The sequence below is a fragment of the Rossellomorea sp. DUT-2 genome (assembly GCF_052665285.1).
Window position 1 is genome coordinate 51,066 of record NZ_JBQPEO010000005.1, and the last position, 17,265, is coordinate 68,330.

Sequence of the window (17,265 nt, forward strand, 5' to 3'; positions counted from 1 at the left end):
ACCCTCTTTTTCATCATTTTTTCATTTAACCTGACTATAATCATGCTTGTAAAGATAAAATAACAAAAGGAATAGTACGTAGAAAGGATGAAGTTATATGGGATATTATGATTCGGATCATAATTCTGAAAGCCGGAGCAGGCAAAAGGGCAACCGGGGAGGAATGTTCCTTGCCGGGTTATTGGGAGTGGTACTTGGAGCTATCTTAGTCATTGTAGCGATTCCTCAGTTAACCAACTTTGACATCTTACCATATTCAATTCAACCAGACGAGGACCTGAAAGAAACGGATGATGCGTATCATAATGGGGCCACTCAAAATGTTTCTGTCGATGTGACAACGGATGTGACGAAAGCCGTAGAGAAAGCTGGAGACTCTGTTGTAGGAATCACAAATATCCAATCTCAAAGCTTCTGGGGACAGGGTGAGGGACAAACTCAGGATCAACAGGCGGGTACAGGATCCGGGGTTATGTATAAGAAAGAAGGCAATAAGGTCTATATTGTGACCAATAATCACGTGATTGAAGGAGCAGATCAGCTGGAAGTGACGCTTGCAGACGGGACAAAGGTGCCTGCTGAAATGCGTGGTGCGGATATTTGGACAGACTTGGCTGTAATCGAAATCGATGGCAGCAAAATCAAGAAAGATGACATTGCCGAGTTTGGAAATTCAGACAAGCTAAAAGCGGGAGAGCCTGTCATTGCGATTGGTAACCCACTTGGACTGCAATTTTCCGGTTCCGTTACACAGGGGGTTGTTTCGGGTGTAGAGAGAACGATTCCGGTCGATATTAACCAGGATGGTATGGAAGATTGGAATGCAGAAGTTCTGCAAACCGATGCAGCCATCAACCCGGGGAACAGTGGTGGAGCCCTCATTAATATTTCCGGTCAATTGATCGGAATCAACTCCATGAAAATCGCCCAGAGTGCGGTAGAAGGGATTGGACTTGCCATCCCAATCAACTATGCTCAGCCGATTATTGAAGACCTTGAGCAGTATGGTGAGGTCAAACGTCCGGCTATGGGTGTGACACTGGAGGATGTGAATAAAATCTCTGCCTATCACCAGCAGGAAACCTTGAAGCTTCCGAAAGAAATCAATTATGGTGTCATGATCAGACAAACCGTTCCCAATTCTCCAGCTGCCCAGGCAGGCTTACAAGAGCTCGATGTGATTACGGAGCTGGACGGAGAGAAAATTGATAATGTCATTGAGTTAAGAAAGCATCTTTATAACCAAAAAGATGTAAACGACCAAATGAAGGTTACTTTCTATCGAAACGGGGAAAAGAAAGAAGTAACCATGAAACTCACCGACGAATCCAGATTATAGGATGTGGATAAGCGAAAAGCAGGAAGGCCAAGCGCCCTTTCCTGCTTTTTCTTTACATGATATGATAACTGTGGATAAGTATATACACTAAAATCAGATTACAGATTAGGAGGAAACGACATGATTTACTGCTGCTTGGAACATGTAGAGTTAGCCATGGATATTGTCGTGGATGAGCATGAGGTAGCGCCTCAACTGACAGAGCTTTCTGAAGAAAAGAAGTTATCCACAACCTGTGAATATTGTGGGAATAACGCAATATATATAGTGGCGAACTAGTATTCCCATACGATATGTGGATTGTGTATGTGGATATGTGGATAAAGTCTGTGGATAACGTGTTTGTAAATTGTTTGTAAAGTGAGTGTGGATAGTGAATATCACCATTGTAACGGTTGGTAAATTAAAAGAGAAATATTTAAAGCAAGGAATAGGTGAATATGTAAAGCGCTTAGGGGCTTATGCAAAGATAGAAATCGTCGAGCTTGCCGACGAAAAAGCTCCGGAAGTGTTGAGTGAATCTGAAATGGAGCAGGTGAAGAATAAAGAAGGCGAACGGATATTAGCTAGGATTTCTCCTGATCATCATGTCATTGCCTTGGCCATCCAGGGGAAAATGCGTTCCTCGGAAGACCTTGCCGATAACCTGGACAAACTTGCTACGTACGGAAAAAGCAAAGTGGCGTTTGTTATCGGTGGATCACTTGGATTGAGTGATGATGTGATCGAGCGATCCAATGAGACCCTTTCCTTTTCAAAGATGACTTTCCCCCATCAATTGATGCGGTTGATTCTTGTGGAGCAGATATATCGTGCGTTTCGGATTAATCGGGGGGAACCGTACCATAAGTAAATGAGGTAGTTAGCCACATGCCTCTCCTAATTGTTGGGGAGGCAAAAAGGGCAAATAGAAAGTTAAAAGGAAGGAATGGTTGAGGTATAAAAAAGTAGATTGACAATTAAGAAAAATATTTTAGACTTAAAGTAGTTCTTCCCTCAAATTCTTCTTATCTACCCCTTGATTTTTTATTTGCTTTTTAATCTCTCTTTTCAGTTGAACCACATTAAACCTCTTTTTTCCTCTAGATTTTACACACATTCATTTTAAAAAACTCTCAGAAAGTCCAAATAAATAATGGAGATGATTCATTCTTGGCATCGATTATGTATGCTATTAAATGCCCCGGTTGTGAACGTTCTGCTTTTGTAGATGATTATTACAAAACTTATGAGAAGTACATCTTTTGTATGGTGTGCGGTTATTATTACACCAAAACAATAGAAAAATATACCGAAAACTCTATTAAGTACAAGGAAGAGGAATGTGAAGGACACGGTATGTTTGTATTGGTAAATAAAGATGGAAGTTACGAAAAGGTGATGTTGAACGATAGTCTAACTGTTGCGCAATTGGAAGAGTTAAAGGCATCACTTATGGAGAGGAATGTTAACCAGGAGAAAAGTTACTTAATTTCCTTCGAAAACGGAGTATTTACCATCCTATTTGGCAACCCACCGGAACATTTTCACTTAACATTTGAAGAGTATCGGAGAAAGTTGATTGCCAAGTATGGAGTTCCTGAATATGATTTTATGGTTCCAATCGAGGGGTAGATAAGTATAAGAAATTGAGGAAAGAACGGTTTTCACGTTCATTTTGTTTAACGAATCTTTTTTTTGATAAATAGGTTAAAAATTATTGAGGGGGATTGCTGTGGGATTTAAAGAAGAGTACCAGGCTTTTATGACTGCTCACTCTCAGGAAAGAAAAGGTGAACGGTTGAGGCGTTTACAAGAAGGTCACAATCAGGCTGAAAAGTTGTTTTTGAAGCAAGTTTGGTGGCCTTCGTTTTATCAGTTTCAGTATCTTCATCCAGAGTATGAAATCGATGATTTTAAAGACGGAAAACGGTATTTAGATTTTGCTTATATTCGTCCGGCTATCCGGATTTGTTTTGAGGTCGACGGGTATGGCCCTCACTTAAAGAATATAAGCAGATGGCAATTTTCCGACAGTCTGGAGCGCCAAAACCAGTTGGTGATGGATGGGTGGACTGTCATCCGCTTTTCTTATGATCAAGTGAAAGAAAAACCTCGACGATGTCAGCAAGTTGTTCAACAGGTAATTGGGCGGTGGTTAGGTGATGAGCTGGACCAGACCACTCTATCCTATGCCGAGAAAGAAGTGCTTCGGCTAGCAATTCAAAAAGGAAATACGATATCCCCTATAGAAGTTGAGAAGTATATGAAGATAAGTGACAAGACGGTAAAAAAATTACTTTCTCAATTAGTTGAGAAAAAGATGTTGATTCCCTCATCTGGAATCAAAAGGATCCGTTCCTATCGCTTGGGGGATCAGGTTAAGCACTCAATCTGATGAATAGACGGAAAAATTCCGCTTAATTAGTAAATTGAATGGAAAATAGCTTAAATAACCGGAAAAATTCCGCCTATTGATTCAAAAAACATGAAAATGGGGAATTGAATTTTGTATAACCGGAAAAACTCCGCTTAAATATCCTCAAAACGAGTTTCAACCTGTATATAACCGGAGAAACTCCGCTTAATTTACATCCGCTTGTTAACTCAATAGTGGACATGAACCCTTATTTATAAAGAAGTGAGAAATAGGTTTTTTAATACTTTGATAAATCCTAGGGAACTTCATTTTAAGGAGCTCTGACCGTCCTCGTGTTCGATTTGGCCAGCCATACCCTCGATATTCTCCATTTTTAATCTGACCAATTCAAGAAGCAAACGGTTTTGCTTCAAATCAAGGGGAAGATTCGATTTTCTACATTTGGAGACGACCCCGTCACATTTTGACGACAGTTGAAGGAAAAGAGCAATGGAGTTTTGAACGGCCGCTTCATGTCCATCAGCCACTTGTAGATACAATTGTGGAAGAGCTGACCGGAAGTAGTGTATCGTGTCCCAGTACTAGAGACTCTGAGACTCTGGCACACGGACCAACTGGGTGATGGACAGGATTGCAGGGAAGTGTTGCTATAATACGTCGTATGGCATCCCGGCCATTCAAAAAGAGAGAAGAGCATTATGTTAGCTCTTCTCTCTTTTTTCCTACTTTTATTTACTTAGACACAGAAAAGCCTTCCTCATCTTTCACTGCATCAGCATACTCATCAAGCAGAGCACGAACTTCATCGGTGGATTCTGATTCCATCAGACGATTTCTCAGCTCACTCGCTCCCCGGAATCCGCGGACGTAAATCTTAAAGAAGCGGCGAAGCGGTTTGAATTGCCGTGGCTCGAGTTCTTCGGAGTACTTATCATGAAGATCGAGCTGCAGTCGCAGGAGATCGAGCAGTTCTTGACTGGTATGCTCTTTCTTCTCTTTTTCGAAAGCGAAAGGATTGTGGAAGATCCCCCGTCCGATCATAATGCCGTCCACGCCGTATTTCTCTGCAAGTTCAAGTCCCTTTTGGCGGTCAGGGATGTCGCCGTTGATCGTTAGTAATGTATCAGGGGCAATTTCATCACGAAGTTTCTTGATCTCAGGAATCAGCTCCCAGTGAGCATCGACATCGCTCATTTCCTTTTTGGTGCGAAGATGGATGGAAAGATTGACAATGTCCTGTTCTAATAAATGCTTCAGCCAGTCGTGCCATTCTTCCACCTTGGTATAACCCAGACGGGTCTTCACACTGACGGGAAGTCCTCCCGCTTTGGCTGCCTGGATGATTTCCGCCGCGACATCCGGTCGGCGGATCAGGCCGGATCCTTTCCCGTTCGCTGCGACATTGTGCACAGGGCAGCCCATATTGATATCGATTCCGCGAAAGCCCATTTTAGCTACACCTATACTTGTTTCACGGAAGTATTCGGGCTTATCCCCCCAAATGTGAGCGACGATCGGCTGTTCATCTTCCGTGAACGTCAAACGCCCGCGGACGCTGTCTTTTCCTTTCGGATGACAGTAGCTTTCCGTATTCGTAAACTCTGTAAAGAACACGTCAGGACGTGCTGCTTCACTCACGACATGACGAAAAACGACATCGGTCACGGCTTCCATCGGTGCCAAAACAAAAAATGGCTTGGGCAACTCATGCCAAAAATTATCTTTCATAATATATTTAAACCCTTTCCTTAAGGAAAATATGTTCCCAAAATTAAAAAGTAAATTGCTTCAGTTTTATCCATTCCCAGTTAGGATGGATTTCAACCAGTATATACTTTAATAGTAATAAGCAAAAAGTGCAAGGGGACGAGTTGTTTTGGTTCCTTATTAATAAAAGAAAAACGGTAAAAGATAGATGAAAAAAGGGTCGGTCCGCCAGTAAGCTAACGCTACGCACACTGGAGATTGGCCATTTTCACTAAAAAATTTATATCATATCAGTGAAAATTTCAATTATAATAGTAAACAATATCTGTAAAAAATTGCTATAATAATTCTTAAGGTTGCAGGATGACTCCTGCATATTGAATGACAGTAAAGGGGAGCGGCTAATGTCTGAATTGAATGAAAACCCGTTAATGAAGAATGATGAAAAGAAACCAAAGATCAAGGTGGAAAGAAAAGAAGGGGAACCGACTGCTGCTTTTAAAGGGGCAAGTTGGGCAGCTTTGGTAATAGGTCTTTCCGCTTATCTGATCGGCCTGTTCAATGCAGGAATGGAACTGAATGAGAAGGGCTATTACTTTGCTGTGTTGGTGTTCGGACTATATGCAGCTGTATCCCTGCAAAAAGCTGTTCGGGACAAGGAAGAGGATATCCCTGTTTCAGGCATCTATTATGGGATCAGTTGGTTTGCAGTGATCGTAGCCATTTCCCTGATGGCGATCGGTCTTTATAATGCCGGGAGTATCATTTTAAGCGAAAAAGGATTTTATGGTATGTCATTTGTTCTTAGTTTATTTGCGGCCATCACCATTCAGAAAAATATCCGGGATACGCAGGTGGCTAGAGAAAGAGATTAATAATGGTGGGCAGTACTGTTTACAGTACTGCCCATTGTCGTTCTGAGTGAGTTAGCAAAAAAGAATGTACTCTAGTAATAAAACTACATACATCCAAATTCTTTGTTTTCTAGGTTTCCGAAACCTTGAAAACGGACTTTGCACTTTTTTAAAAGCTCAAAATAGTATATAATTATCAGATAATGGTAGATATTTTGATCCCTAAATCATTATAATAGATTATGGTATGGTTATAACAGAACAGGTGAGTTCCAGGGTGGCGCCTTGCTTTAAGTGAGACCCTAGCATGAGCGCTTACTCTTTTCTGAAAATATAAAGAGTAAGGAAGGTTATCATGAGCAGCATACAGAAAAAAACAGACGTTATTTTAATTGGTGCCGGAGTCATGAGCGCGACTTTGGGATCATTACTGAAAGAGTTAGCACCTGAATGGGAAATAAAAGTGTTTGAGAAACTGGCGGATGCAGGAGAAGAAAGCTCGAACGAATGGAATAATGCGGGTACGGGGCATGCTGCATTGTGCGAGCTTAACTATACGTCAGAGAAACCTGACGGATCGGTGGATATAAGTAAAGCAATTAAAATCAATGAACAGTTCCAGCTTTCAAGACAGTTTTGGTCGTATCTTGTAAATAAAGATTTGATAGGTAATCCGCAGGACTTTATCATGCCTATACCTCATATGAGTATGGTACAAGGGGAAAATAATGTAGCATTTTTAAAAAAACGATTGGAAGCGCTATCAAGCAACCCTTTGTTTCAAGGGATGGAATTTTCCGATGACCCTGACAAACTGAAGGAATGGATTCCGCTCATCATGGAAGGCCGTACATCGAATGAACCGATAGCGGCAACCAAAATCGACTCCGGAACAGACGTCAACTTCGGGGCTTTAACACGGATGATGTTTGACCATTTAAAGAGTAAAAATGTCGAGATGAACTACAAACATAGTGTGGAGGATATTAAACGTACCAGTGACGGGGCGTGGGAAGTCAAGGTGCATAATATCGACAGCGGTGAGGTCGAACACCACACGGCAAAATTTGTCTTTATCGGCGGTGGTGGCGGAAGTCTGCCTTTACTGCAAAAAACCGGCATTCCTGAATCAAAACATATCGGAGGATTCCCGGTAAGCGGACTATTTATGGTATGCAACAATCCGGAAGTGGTGGCGCAGCATCATGCCAAAGTATATGGAAAAGCCAAGGTGGGGGCTCCTCCAATGTCCGTTCCCCATCTTGATACAAGATTTATCGATAACAAAAAATCGTTACTGTTTGGACCGTTTGCCGGATTTTCACCCAAGTTCTTAAAAACGGGTTCTAATTTGGATCTGATCAGTTCCGTCAAACCGAATAATGTCCTCACGATGCTCGCTGCAGGTGTCAAAGAGATGTCATTGACCAAATACCTGATTCAGCAAGTGTTGTTGTCGAATGAAAAGCGCATGGAAGAACTACGGGAGTTTATCCCTAATGCTAAACTCGAGGATTGGGATATCGTAGTGGCCGGCCAACGTGTGCAGGTAATCAAAGATACTGAGACAGGCGGGAAAGGAACACTTCAATTCGGTACGGAAGTGGTTAGTGCCGCTGATGGTACGGTAGCTGCATTACTGGGTGCTTCCCCCGGAGCTTCTACTGCCGTTCACGTTATGCTTGAGTTATTTGAAAAATGTTTCCCTCAGCATATGAATGAGTGGGAACCGAAACTTAGAGAAATGATTCCTTCTTATGGTTTGTCACTAGCGGAAAACCCGGAGCTGTTTAAAGAAATCCATACTTCAACAGCAAAGACGCTTGGTCTAAACGGGAAAGAGTTAGCTTACAGTTAATGTCCTGCAAATATGGTCGAAATAAACCCAAGCTTATGCTTGGGTTTTTATTTAATCTATCAGAATTCTATTCTGGTGTATCTACACAAGGTTACTGGAGAGAGAAAGTCCTGTATATGAACAAAATGCGAAAAGTCTAACACCAAACAATGATTCTATAAGGTGTGGTTTGAGCAGGTATACTCATTGTGGCGGGTCCATAGACCACAATCAGATTCCGATTGCCAGGGTATTTTGAAAAGGATTGTCCGTTGGTTAATACCATTTGAGTATAGGGGGATAGATTCAATCTTAGCGTGCCATCACTGCTTTCCAACTGTGAGTTGAAGTAGTCTACTTTTACATTTTGAGATGAACTTTCTTTTACCATCACTAATGCCCGATATTGTGGTGGATAAATAAGGGGAATAGGTGCGTTCCCATCGTAATATCCGGTTATCCTATCCCCGACTGCCACCATTCTATGGTCCACAAAGTATGTGGTTGGTGACACGACGAAATTCACCGAGCCACCTGATCCGTCTTCTACAGATATTAATTTATAACACCCTTCCCCCTCTCCATTTTGTCCCGTCATAAAATCACTGATCATGGTGATGGTACCATAATAAGACATAAAATTTACCATGCGAATCCTCCATTCATATTTGAATTGGATGGTCCGGTATTGATTTTCCTGTAAAACTACTGACAAGCCTATGAAAAACACATAACCCTCAACACAATATAGTTATAAGATAAGGGGATTATCACATATAGGAAAAAATAATTTCTTTCTTCTTTTGTAAAGATTTCATGAAGAAAGCCCTGTTATAGAGGATTTTCCGGTGGCATCTAAGAATGTATACCTCTAAACAGGTTTCTTCAAAGGGGTGTCAAACATGAAGTGGAATTCTGCTATTCGAAAGCCTTATCTTATGAGAGTATGGGAAAACTATCCGAAGACTTGGAAATTTATGATCGATGTAGGCATTTTAGTAAAGTACAAAACATTAAATATAAAAAAGCTGCCTAAAACGTTAACACTGCCCAGTTCCACGGTTCTCTATATAGATTCTGAGGAAAATCGGGGAAGGGCGCTACTGATCAGCAATGGGGTGACCCAAAAGAGGCTCTCTCGATTCTGGTCCATGGCTGTGAAGAAAATGAATCCTGACCTGGTCATCGATGTAGGCGTGAATTATGGGGAGTGTATCTTCTCTACTCAGTATTCACCCGAGACCAGGATTATAGGCGTGGAGGCGAACAGCCGTTTATTACCATTTATTGAACAATCAAGAAAAGCCCACCCTAACCGGTCACAAATAGCAATATACAATGCGATCGCCTCGGATAAAGATAATGAAGAAACGGTTTTCTTTGTTGATAGGCATTGGTCTGGCACCTCTTCAGCCACTTATGAACCTTCTCATAAGTTAATAGATAGGGTACCTGTCCAGTCCATCACCATTGATACCATTTGTCATGATCGAACCTATGAAACAGTCCTTTTTAAAGTGGATGTTGAAGGATATGAAGCGTTTGTCTTAAAAGGTATGACTAACCTTTTAAAAACAAGTAAGTCGATCCTTGGCTTCATTGAGTTTAATAGTGAATACCTTGAAAAGCTGGATATCAGTGTAGATGAGTTTCTCCTGTTTCTGCAAACATACTTTACGATCTACGTATATAAGGAAGACCATAGTCTGGTAAAGGCAGCCCATTACAACCATATGGACCTGAAAAATTTGTTTGGAACGGATTATATTCATACTGATTTTTTATTGGTGAGTGATGAATCCTTTATCGAACGAATGATATAAACTATGTGTAAAGCTCCACCTCATCCAAGGGTTGATTTTTTCATTTTCGATAGGGTGGGTGATACCCCTGTACCCAGGTCAGTAAATAGAAATCCGTCTCACCCAGAGACGGATTTCTTATGATACCACTCATAAAACGTACCCGCTTCCTCTTTCGACACCCCAAACAACAAACTCTCATGACTCGGATTTGCCCGATTCGAGAACATGATGGTAGCCACTCCGAATTTTCGATCTAGCCAGGCATGCTTCACAGTCACCTGCTGGATCCGGTCCCGATGGGTGATGAAGGTTTCGTTCAACCAGCCTCCCTTTCGAATTTGGACTGCTTGTTCGTGGCGGGTGTAGCTTGTAAACAAGTAATCAAGGATTCGGAGGAGGATGGATACCCCAAAGACAATCCCTGCGATCCATATCCATTCCATCTTAAAGATCCATAGGACCACTACAGCAGCAATCGTCAAATAATAAGGTTGGAAAAGCTTCAGCCAAAGGGCCTTCAGTGGGAAGCGCTCCATCTCTTCTTTGACCGGGTAGTGTGGAAGGATGGTGTGCAGCATATCATAAGCTTCACGTTTTGGCATAAAGGGATATAAAGAACTTATTTCCTCTTTTTCACCTTCAGAGGAGCCGGCACTGATCAACTTGATCGAAACAAGCCCGAGTATCCTTTTCACAATGGATTGTTCCACTCTGACAGCTTGTACTTTATTCTTTGGAATCGAGTAGCTGACCTCATTCCCAATCCCTTTTTCGATATAAATCCGTTCCTGGTCATCACTAATGACATAATTTCCATACTTCATATACGTTTTTACAAAACCAATGGAGATGGACAGGATCATGGCAATGAGGAAAAGAATGATCAGGATCCACACATGATCGAGCAAGTAGTGCCAGGCACTTTCTGCTGATTCTTGGATGGCAAAGAAATCGGCCAGATTGAAATAGATGGCACTTACTAATGGGAAGATTGCCAGGAAACTGAGTGACGTGAAGGATGCTTTAATCAGATCTTTCCTGGTCGCTTGAAAGTGTACTTTGCGTTCCGGCTTTATATCTTCTTCCGATTCATCTCTGTTTTGCTTCTGTTCGAGATAAGATAAAATGCGATCCTTCTCTCCTTGTGTGATGACGGGAAATTGAAATTGGGCATTTTCTCCACTCGTCCCTGTTTCCATGGTTAAAGAAGTTAATCCAAACCAGCGATGAATGAACGTCGTATTGGACCTGTGGCTGTGGATCCGATCCCAGGAGACCGTTTTTTGCTTTTTAACGAACATCCCTTCTCTAAAGAGGATGGTTTTATTACCTAATTCATATCGGTTATAAGCCCACTTAGCAAAGATGGACAGTATTACCCCCACTGTGGCAACCAACAGGGCGTAGCGGCTCCATATCACCCAACCGGCTGTTGAATTCGCCTTCAGTAGGAACAGGAGGATATAGAACCCAAATAGGCCCTTCGCGGTCGATACTAATTCCACGATGATATAGGCTGGGTGATATCGTTTGGCAGTTTGGGTCATGCTCCCATTTCTCCTTCCTTTGAATCTTTATCCCGAATCTTTGCGAAGGTGGCTATCTCAGCCTTTAATGTTTTCGCTACATTTGCCGATATGGATGGTATTTTGTGACTTGAGGTCGTTGTTCCGATTTCAAGGTCATAAAGGTCATAGCGCCGCATGATAGGTCCCTGCTCTGTCCGGACGTATTCCACTTTCTCCATCGGTATTAAGATATGCTGCTGCTGAAACTTCCCGAATTTCAATTGAACGAATTCATGATCGACCTGAAAGCGCCAGGTTCTTTGCAGGTAAATGGGTTCAATGAAGATAGAAATTATGGAAGAGACAATGAAAAGCCCTCCAAGAATGTAAAGGACGATCCCGATCCAGTCGTACCAATCGAATCGATCACTGCATATCATTAGGGCTCCTATGATGAGCAGTGCTGTTGTATGTCCTATCGTGTTGGATATCCGCCAAACTTTAGTGGCTTTTATTGATATGCTTTGTGTTGGTTCAGGTATGTTTATGTACATTTTTTCACCTCTGACTTAAAATACGTGTTTAATATAAGAAAAGTTTCAGAACCTGGAAAATAATAGTTGTGAAATAGGTTTCATTTTACAAAAATTGTGATACTTAATTAATTGTGATACTTAATTAATAGTTCGTATTATTCATTGATAAATAATATATCGAATAGGTAAAAAGGATTACTTGCATATACTAAAAATAAACAGATTCTATCATTCTGACAAAATTTCATCCATGTTATAGTTAAAAAGATTGGAAAATTTTATAAATTAGAGTAATCAATTGAGGTGAAGGTCCTTGTCTTTATATATTTACTACGGGTTGTTAAGGGAAAAACGTGAGCAACTTCAAAGGCTTCAGACATGTCAGAGCAAACTTCAAGGGAACAAACAGGAATTTTCAAGTTATCGGGAATCCATTACAAATCCTGAATTATATGGATTCACCTGGCAAGGGACGCTTGCAAATAAATTTGATGAAATAAGGTTTGAAGGAATGCTTCATTACTTTACAGATATTGAAAATAACCAGTTTAGTGAAGTGTTCTCTATGCTGAGCAGTAAGATGCAAACTATAAGAAGTGAAATCCAGGCGATTGAACAGACCATTCATAGGTTGGAATCTGAAGCTGAAGCAACAGTTGAATAGAAAGAAAAGTATTTAATATAGTGGGAGGTAGCTTGTATGGGTAATGAAATCAGAGTAGTGCAAGGTCAGATAGACCACCACCTTTCAAAAATTAAGTCCTCTGCAGAATCTCTTCAACCGGATGTACCTAGTCACATTGGACATGAAAATCGCCTGGAAGTGGTAACAAAATTGAACGAGTTGAACCAAAGCATGGAACAGATGGTACAGAGTTATAAAGAATTGCTTATGCGAAATGAAGAATTGACACGACAGGCTGTCCAGGATATGGCGGATGCCGATCAGGAACTGTCTTCACATATCAAAGCCAGGTAAGGAGAGAAGTTGGGATGAAAACACTGGATGTCATGTCTCTAGATTCAGGAATAGAACAAGTGCTTCGAAAGTTAACCCAGCAAAAAGAACAGATGATCGAAATTGAATCAGCCATAAATTCCTTTATTTCTCAAGATGCCTCTTTTAAAGGAAAAGGGGGTCAATCGATACGGTCTTTTTACCAGGATTCACATCAATCCTTTCTGAAGTTCTATCAGCAAATGGTGACAACATATGAATCTACCCTGAAAGCCATAAAAAATGAATTACAGGGGTTGGAGCCGGCCCAGAATGGATATATTCAGGAAAGCTTTTTGCAGAATGACTTGGAAAATGGACTAAATAGGGGAAGGGATGTGGTGATGGACTTAACAAGTGAGTCCAATGAAACGATTCAAAGTGTTCAGGATATCGTCTCCTTACCAAGATTACAAGACGGTTCCTTCCTTCAGCAGATTCACGTTGCGAGGCAGCAAAAAGATCAAACCGTCGAAAAACTTCACCAGTTTGATCAAAGTCAATCCGCCAACCTGGATCCCATTCAACAGGACGTCCATATCATGATCCAATACATTCATCAGATACAGGGTCTCTTCTCCAACGGGAAAATCTCGATCGATACCTATCAGCCTAACAGTTGCTACAACCCTCAATATGAGTCCGAGAGCGGGGCAACAAACCCTTATTAGAGCTGACCAACAATCCCCGATTTGTCGAGAATGGGGTTGAAGCGGCTGATACGGTGAATGGATTGCAACCGGAATGGGATCCTACGCCGACGTTGGGGATCAGTTTTGATCAGTGGAGAGATCAGCCGATTAATGCTGCGACGAATTTGGGGATTACGACAGCTACGGGTTATGGAGCAGCCAAAAACGTGAACAAAGCCCGAAAAGGAGCAGGGGTAACTAAAAGTATGTATACAACTGCTCAAGGAAAGAGACGTGTCCGAGTTACATTAACTAAACCTGAACTAATGGACTTCAAGAAAAATAGATATAGCGGGACCAACGCTACTAATTACCCTAAACTTTATAAATTAGTTGACCCTATAACAGGGGTAAAAGAGTCCTTTAAATGGGCTGGAAATAAAATTGGTTATATTGGAATTGGAACTACAGTGGCCGGTGATATTGTACACGGCGTTCAACATGATCAATCAGCAAGTGAGATTGCGGGGAACGTTACAGGAGATGTTGCCGTGGCTGGTGCATCTATCGCCTCATCCGCATATACCGGTGCACTTGTAGGTGGAGCGATCGGAGGTCCGATCGGGTTAGCTGTCGGGGCTGTGGCAGGTGCTGCTGTTGGTATGATTACAACATCACTACTAAGTGATCTTAAATTCATGGATGTAGATAGTGATGGTAAAGGAGACTCTATCGGGGACGCAATAAAAAAAGGTACTACTGGTATTATCAATAAGGTGGGATCTTGGTTTAGTTAATCTTACAGATTCCGATTACAGAGGTGAAAGAATTTGAAAAGACACAGAGATATTGATGATATTACATTATCATATTTAAATAATATGCAATTTCCTAAAGAAAACAGAAGAAATGTCATAGGGTTTTTATTAATACTTCTGGACTTTATTGGGCTCCTTCCGTTACTGAGCATCCCTTTTTTTGCTCCCTTTTTTTGGGCAGCTTTGATTCCAATCATTGGGGTTCATCTATGGGCTATTCTCTATATTTTTGCACCCTATAAATTTGAAAGATCTTACTATTTATTTATTGGTGTTTTTGGGGTAGTGAATACGTATGTTTATTTCCTGGTTATTCAGAAGTTTTTGTATAAACATATTGGAGTAGAAGGAAGCAGCTTCTTCTATATAGGTTTAATTCTAATGATATTATTATTGGTTTTCTTCCAAGTTTTCAATGTGAAAATGCTATATTCGGGGACTTATGCCAAGCTTCTGAATGGAGACTCTAAGTTTAATATCACTCCTATAGTCGCATCTTCAAGCTTTGGGTACGTGGTTGCACAATTTCTTATGTCCTATCTGGTTACGGACTCAGCTTTTATGATTGCATTAATTATCGCGTACTCAATTGTATCTATTGTAACGGCTTATTTAGCAACTTTTATCCATAGATATATATACATACAAAAAAATGACGAAAAGGTGCTAAAAATGTATCCTGATTTTGGGAAACCTAAGTCAAGGAGAAAATTTGGTTAAGGGGGATTATTATGGCTAATTGGACATTGACTAACAAAGATTTATATTTACTTGTAAAAATGTTAGGTGGAAAAGTTCTCATAGGTATATCTAATCCTTTTCCAGATTACCAAGATGATGAATTAGAAAAAGAATGGGAAATGATGTTTAAAAAACTCCATAAGTTTGAACTGGTTCATTATATTGAGGGGGAACTTAAATTCGAGGATCGGTTCATTGGAGCAATGTGGGTAATTTCAAAAAGCAATTTGGTTGCAGAAATTGTAACAGATCAGTTGGAACAAAGTATTTTCTATTTCAGTGACGATCAGGTCGTCGAGTGCATTAAGGAGACTGAAACAAGTTATAAAGTCTATACGCACCCGGCTCCCGAACGGACCTTGAACGAAGTCATTTTTCCTAGAATGCTTATTGGTGTTGAAAATCGATCTAAACGTTTAAATGATTCATTATACATACTTCCATGTGACTATCTTCTCTACTGTGAAAAACAAGCCATATCGAATCTTGATGAATTATATTTAAATAACGAAGTAGACCAAGGTAGTTTAATAATTAAACAGTTTAATAGATCAATACAAAGAAAAATACATAACACACGATTAATGTTGTTTTACAAAGATGAACATGATTGGAATATAGAAGGTATTCATGTCCTTTCATCACCATCGTATAATTGGACTTTAAGAATGGTCAATGAAGATGGTATTGAATGGTTGAATGCCCGTCAGGCAACAGGAGAATTATTAGTGCAAGAAATAGCAGGAGTTTTTGAAAGAGTTAAAGGGAAACTAGGAGTGAATTAGAAGGGTGGATCACCATGTTTTTTAAAAAGAAGGATAAAAAGGATATCTTTTGTATAGCTGTTTTCTCAGAAAAAGAGTTAACGTTTGAGGAGCTAGACGAGTATAGCGACAGGTTTGAAGAGGCTGGGCACATTGAGGTGGTTTCTGAGGTGAATCTATCAGAAAAAAATAGAGAGATTCTCTCAAAAAGATTCCCAGAAACAGATATTTCTTCTCCTGGATTTGCAGTACTTAAGCTGGATATGGATCGGATAAAAGAAGAAACAAAGAAAATGGAGCAAAAATATAAGTGGAAAAAGATTTTTAATTCAATCCCTAATGATGAATATCTTATTGTTGAAACTAAAACCATGTTTGATTTTCAATATGCCCTTCTTTTTACTAAGGACGCTCAAGAAGTAGTTAATTTTATGGAAAATGAAAAACAAAATAATTGAATGGTATTGCCAAGAGGGGTGTTTAGTTGAAGAAAGAAAGGTTGGATGACATTACTCTGTCTTATTTAAGGTTTCAATCCCCCCGCGAGAACAGAGGAAATATACTCGTGTACTTTTTGATTTTTCTGGATACCATTGGCGTTCTTTTTCTTTTAGGAGAGCCAATGGTCCCTTTGTTTTATTGGTCTGGTATCATTCCTGTTGTGTTTATTCATCTATGGGCCATTCAGTATGTGATTGCCCCCTATAAGTTTGAAAGATCATATTATCTGTTTTGCGGAGTGTACGGGGTTATTAACACCTTCGTGTACTTTTTAGTGATACAAAAATTGATATATTCTCATTTTCAAATAATCGGAGTAGTCCCTTTGGTTTTAGGGTTGCTTCTATTTGCCTCCCTCCTTCTCATCGTGAATTTGATGCACATCTGTTTATTATATTCCGGTGCTTACTCACGTCTTCAGAAAGGAGAAAAGACTGCAAACCTTACTCCCATTGCTTCAGCCTCAGGCATTGGCTACGTATTGGCACAGTTGACCCTTTCATCCTTCTTTGTAGAGTCAGTGAAAATCCTTATGATCATAGGGGTGTTCTCTATACTCTCTGTGGCGACAGCCTACTTTTCTACAAGCATCCATAAATATTTTTATATTAGAAGAAACATCGAAAAGGTGAAGCAGGCATATCCTCAATTTGGGTTACCGAAGAAATTAAGGACCTGATTGAGGCATTAGAGATAAGGGGGAAGGTATGAAACTGCATCGGGATATAGACCCAATCACATTATCTTATTTAAATTTGCAAACACCGGAAGAGAATAGAAAGAATATCATTACGTTTTTTAATTAGACATCATTGGCCTCCTTCCCATTTTGGGAGAGCCTTTCTCCTATGCTTATTTCTGGCCAGC

General features: G+C 40.4%; 19 protein-coding genes. 15 read left to right on the forward strand and 4 right to left on the reverse strand.

Annotation, left to right across the window (positions count from 1 at the left end; genetic code table 11):
- Positions 1-97: 97 nt before the first annotated feature.
- The 5 genes from ACOSV2_RS18050 (at position 98) to ACOSV2_RS18070 (ending at position 3,716) form a co-directional block, all read left to right on the forward strand.
- On the forward strand, positions 98-1,339 hold the full coding sequence (locus ACOSV2_RS18050) for a S1C family serine protease (protein WP_428976330.1): 1,242 nt from the start codon (positions 98-100) through the stop codon (positions 1,337-1,339).
- A gap of 120 nt (positions 1,340-1,459) precedes the next feature.
- Positions 1,460-1,618, forward strand: a complete 159-nt coding sequence (locus ACOSV2_RS18055) for a CxxH/CxxC protein (RefSeq protein ID WP_113969385.1) — start codon at positions 1,460-1,462, stop codon at positions 1,616-1,618.
- A gap of 94 nt (positions 1,619-1,712) precedes the next feature.
- Entirely contained in the window at positions 1,713-2,192 is a 480-nt protein-coding gene (gene rlmH, locus ACOSV2_RS18060; RefSeq protein WP_428976331.1) for a 23S rRNA (pseudouridine(1915)-N(3))-methyltransferase RlmH, read from the forward strand.
- A 299-nt stretch (positions 2,193-2,491) separates the two neighbouring features.
- Entirely contained in the window at positions 2,492-2,953 is a 462-nt protein-coding gene (locus ACOSV2_RS18065; RefSeq protein ID WP_428976332.1) for a hypothetical protein, read from the forward strand.
- A gap of 100 nt (positions 2,954-3,053) precedes the next feature.
- Positions 3,054-3,716, forward strand: coding sequence for a DNA-binding response regulator (locus ACOSV2_RS18070; RefSeq protein WP_113969368.1), 663 nt, complete (start codon positions 3,054-3,056; stop codon positions 3,714-3,716).
- Between the two features lie 714 nt (positions 3,717-4,430).
- Here ACOSV2_RS18070 and ACOSV2_RS18075 read toward each other — a convergent pair.
- Positions 4,431-5,426 carry a tRNA dihydrouridine synthase gene (locus tag ACOSV2_RS18075; RefSeq protein WP_428976333.1) on the reverse strand — a complete coding sequence of 332 codons (996 nt, stop codon included), beginning with the start codon at positions 5,424-5,426 and terminating at the stop codon, positions 4,431-4,433.
- Positions 5,427-5,809: 383 nt separating this feature from the next.
- Here ACOSV2_RS18075 and yiaA point away from each other — a divergent pair, with 383 nt between their 5' ends.
- Positions 5,810-6,280 carry an inner membrane protein YiaA gene (gene yiaA / locus ACOSV2_RS18080; protein ID WP_428976334.1) on the forward strand — a complete coding sequence of 157 codons (471 nt, stop codon included), beginning with the start codon at positions 5,810-5,812 and terminating at the stop codon, positions 6,278-6,280.
- 334 nt (positions 6,281-6,614) lie between these two features.
- Entirely contained in the window at positions 6,615-8,117 is a 1,503-nt protein-coding gene (locus ACOSV2_RS18085; RefSeq protein ID WP_428976335.1) for a malate:quinone oxidoreductase, read from the forward strand.
- 136 nt (positions 8,118-8,253) lie between these two features.
- On the opposite strand, the gene ACOSV2_RS18090 is transcribed toward ACOSV2_RS18085, so the two are convergent.
- A complete protein-coding gene (locus ACOSV2_RS18090; RefSeq protein WP_428976336.1) occupies positions 8,254-8,745 on the reverse strand; it encodes a hypothetical protein in 492 nt (163 codons plus the stop codon).
- Positions 8,746-8,998: 253 nt separating this feature from the next.
- On the opposite strand from ACOSV2_RS18090, the gene ACOSV2_RS18095 reads away from it, so the two are divergent.
- Positions 8,999-9,919 carry an FkbM family methyltransferase gene (locus ACOSV2_RS18095; RefSeq protein WP_428976337.1) on the forward strand — a complete coding sequence of 307 codons (921 nt, stop codon included), beginning with the start codon at positions 8,999-9,001 and terminating at the stop codon, positions 9,917-9,919.
- Positions 9,920-10,017: 98 nt separating this feature from the next.
- On the opposite strand, the gene ACOSV2_RS18100 is transcribed toward ACOSV2_RS18095, so the two are convergent.
- Together ACOSV2_RS18100 and ACOSV2_RS18105 are read right to left on the reverse strand one after the other, a co-directional pair.
- Entirely contained in the window at positions 10,018-11,448 is a 1,431-nt protein-coding gene (locus ACOSV2_RS18100) for a PH domain-containing protein (protein WP_428976338.1), read from the reverse strand.
- Entirely contained in the window at positions 11,445-11,963 is a 519-nt protein-coding gene (locus ACOSV2_RS18105) for a PH domain-containing protein (RefSeq protein ID WP_428976339.1), read from the reverse strand. Before ACOSV2_RS18105 ends, ACOSV2_RS18100 begins: the two co-directional genes overlap by 4 nt.
- Positions 11,964-12,258: 295 nt before the next feature.
- Here ACOSV2_RS18105 and ACOSV2_RS18110 point away from each other — a divergent pair, with 295 nt between their 5' ends.
- The 7 genes from ACOSV2_RS18110 (at position 12,259) to ACOSV2_RS18140 (ending at position 17,077) form a co-directional block, all read left to right on the forward strand.
- Positions 12,259-12,609: a YwqH-like family protein gene (locus tag ACOSV2_RS18110; RefSeq protein ID WP_428976340.1), complete on the forward strand. Its 351-nt coding sequence runs from the start codon at positions 12,259-12,261 to the stop codon at positions 12,607-12,609.
- A 36-nt stretch (positions 12,610-12,645) separates the two neighbouring features.
- Positions 12,646-12,924 carry a YwqI/YxiC family protein gene (locus ACOSV2_RS18115; RefSeq protein ID WP_428976341.1) on the forward strand — a complete coding sequence of 93 codons (279 nt, stop codon included), beginning with the start codon at positions 12,646-12,648 and terminating at the stop codon, positions 12,922-12,924.
- A gap of 14 nt (positions 12,925-12,938) precedes the next feature.
- Entirely contained in the window at positions 12,939-13,613 is a 675-nt protein-coding gene (locus ACOSV2_RS18120; RefSeq protein WP_428976342.1) for a ribonuclease YeeF family protein, read from the forward strand.
- Positions 13,614-13,666: 53 nt separating this feature from the next.
- Entirely contained in the window at positions 13,667-14,371 is a 705-nt protein-coding gene (locus ACOSV2_RS18125; protein WP_428976343.1) for a hypothetical protein, read from the forward strand.
- 752 nt (positions 14,372-15,123) lie between these two features.
- Positions 15,124-15,918, forward strand: coding sequence for a hypothetical protein (locus ACOSV2_RS18130; RefSeq protein WP_428976344.1), 795 nt, complete (start codon positions 15,124-15,126; stop codon positions 15,916-15,918).
- Positions 15,919-15,932: 14 nt separating this feature from the next.
- The gene (locus tag ACOSV2_RS18135) at positions 15,933-16,355 is read left to right on the forward strand and encodes a hypothetical protein (RefSeq protein WP_428976345.1); all 423 of its coding nucleotides are present in this window, start codon (positions 15,933-15,935) and stop codon (positions 16,353-16,355) included.
- A gap of 26 nt (positions 16,356-16,381) precedes the next feature.
- Positions 16,382-17,077, forward strand: coding sequence for a hypothetical protein (locus ACOSV2_RS18140; RefSeq protein ID WP_428976346.1), 696 nt, complete (start codon positions 16,382-16,384; stop codon positions 17,075-17,077).
- The last annotated feature ends 188 nt before the right edge of the window (positions 17,078-17,265 follow it).

What these genes read in the sequence shown, in the direction of transcription:
- ACOSV2_RS18085 (WP_428976335.1), top strand. Translation starts at nt 6,615, where the DNA reads ATGAGCAGCATACAGAAAAAAACAGACGTTATTTTAATTGGTGCCGGA.
- ACOSV2_RS18050 (WP_428976330.1), top strand. Translation starts at nt 98, where the DNA reads ATGGGATATTATGATTCGGATCATAATTCTGAAAGCCGGAGCAGGCAA.
- ACOSV2_RS18075 (WP_428976333.1), bottom strand. Translation starts at nt 5,426, where the DNA reads ATGAAAGATAATTTTTGGCATGAGTTGCCCAAGCCATTTTTTGTTTTG.
- ACOSV2_RS18130 (WP_428976344.1), top strand. Translation starts at nt 15,124, where the DNA reads ATGGCTAATTGGACATTGACTAACAAAGATTTATATTTACTTGTAAAA.
- ACOSV2_RS18115 (WP_428976341.1), top strand. Translation starts at nt 12,646, where the DNA reads ATGGGTAATGAAATCAGAGTAGTGCAAGGTCAGATAGACCACCACCTT.
- ACOSV2_RS18135 (WP_428976345.1), top strand. Translation starts at nt 15,933, where the DNA reads ATGTTTTTTAAAAAGAAGGATAAAAAGGATATCTTTTGTATAGCTGTT.
- yiaA (WP_428976334.1), top strand. Translation starts at nt 5,810, where the DNA reads ATGTCTGAATTGAATGAAAACCCGTTAATGAAGAATGATGAAAAGAAA.
- ACOSV2_RS18095 (WP_428976337.1), top strand. Translation starts at nt 8,999, where the DNA reads ATGAAGTGGAATTCTGCTATTCGAAAGCCTTATCTTATGAGAGTATGG.
- ACOSV2_RS18055 (WP_113969385.1), top strand. Translation starts at nt 1,460, where the DNA reads ATGATTTACTGCTGCTTGGAACATGTAGAGTTAGCCATGGATATTGTC.
- ACOSV2_RS18090 (WP_428976336.1), bottom strand. Translation starts at nt 8,745, where the DNA reads ATGGTAAATTTTATGTCTTATTATGGTACCATCACCATGATCAGTGAT.
- ACOSV2_RS18100 (WP_428976338.1), bottom strand. Translation starts at nt 11,448, where the DNA reads ATGACCCAAACTGCCAAACGATATCACCCAGCCTATATCATCGTGGAA.
- ACOSV2_RS18120 (WP_428976342.1), top strand. Translation starts at nt 12,939, where the DNA reads ATGAAAACACTGGATGTCATGTCTCTAGATTCAGGAATAGAACAAGTG.
- ACOSV2_RS18105 (WP_428976339.1), bottom strand. Translation starts at nt 11,963, where the DNA reads ATGTACATAAACATACCTGAACCAACACAAAGCATATCAATAAAAGCC.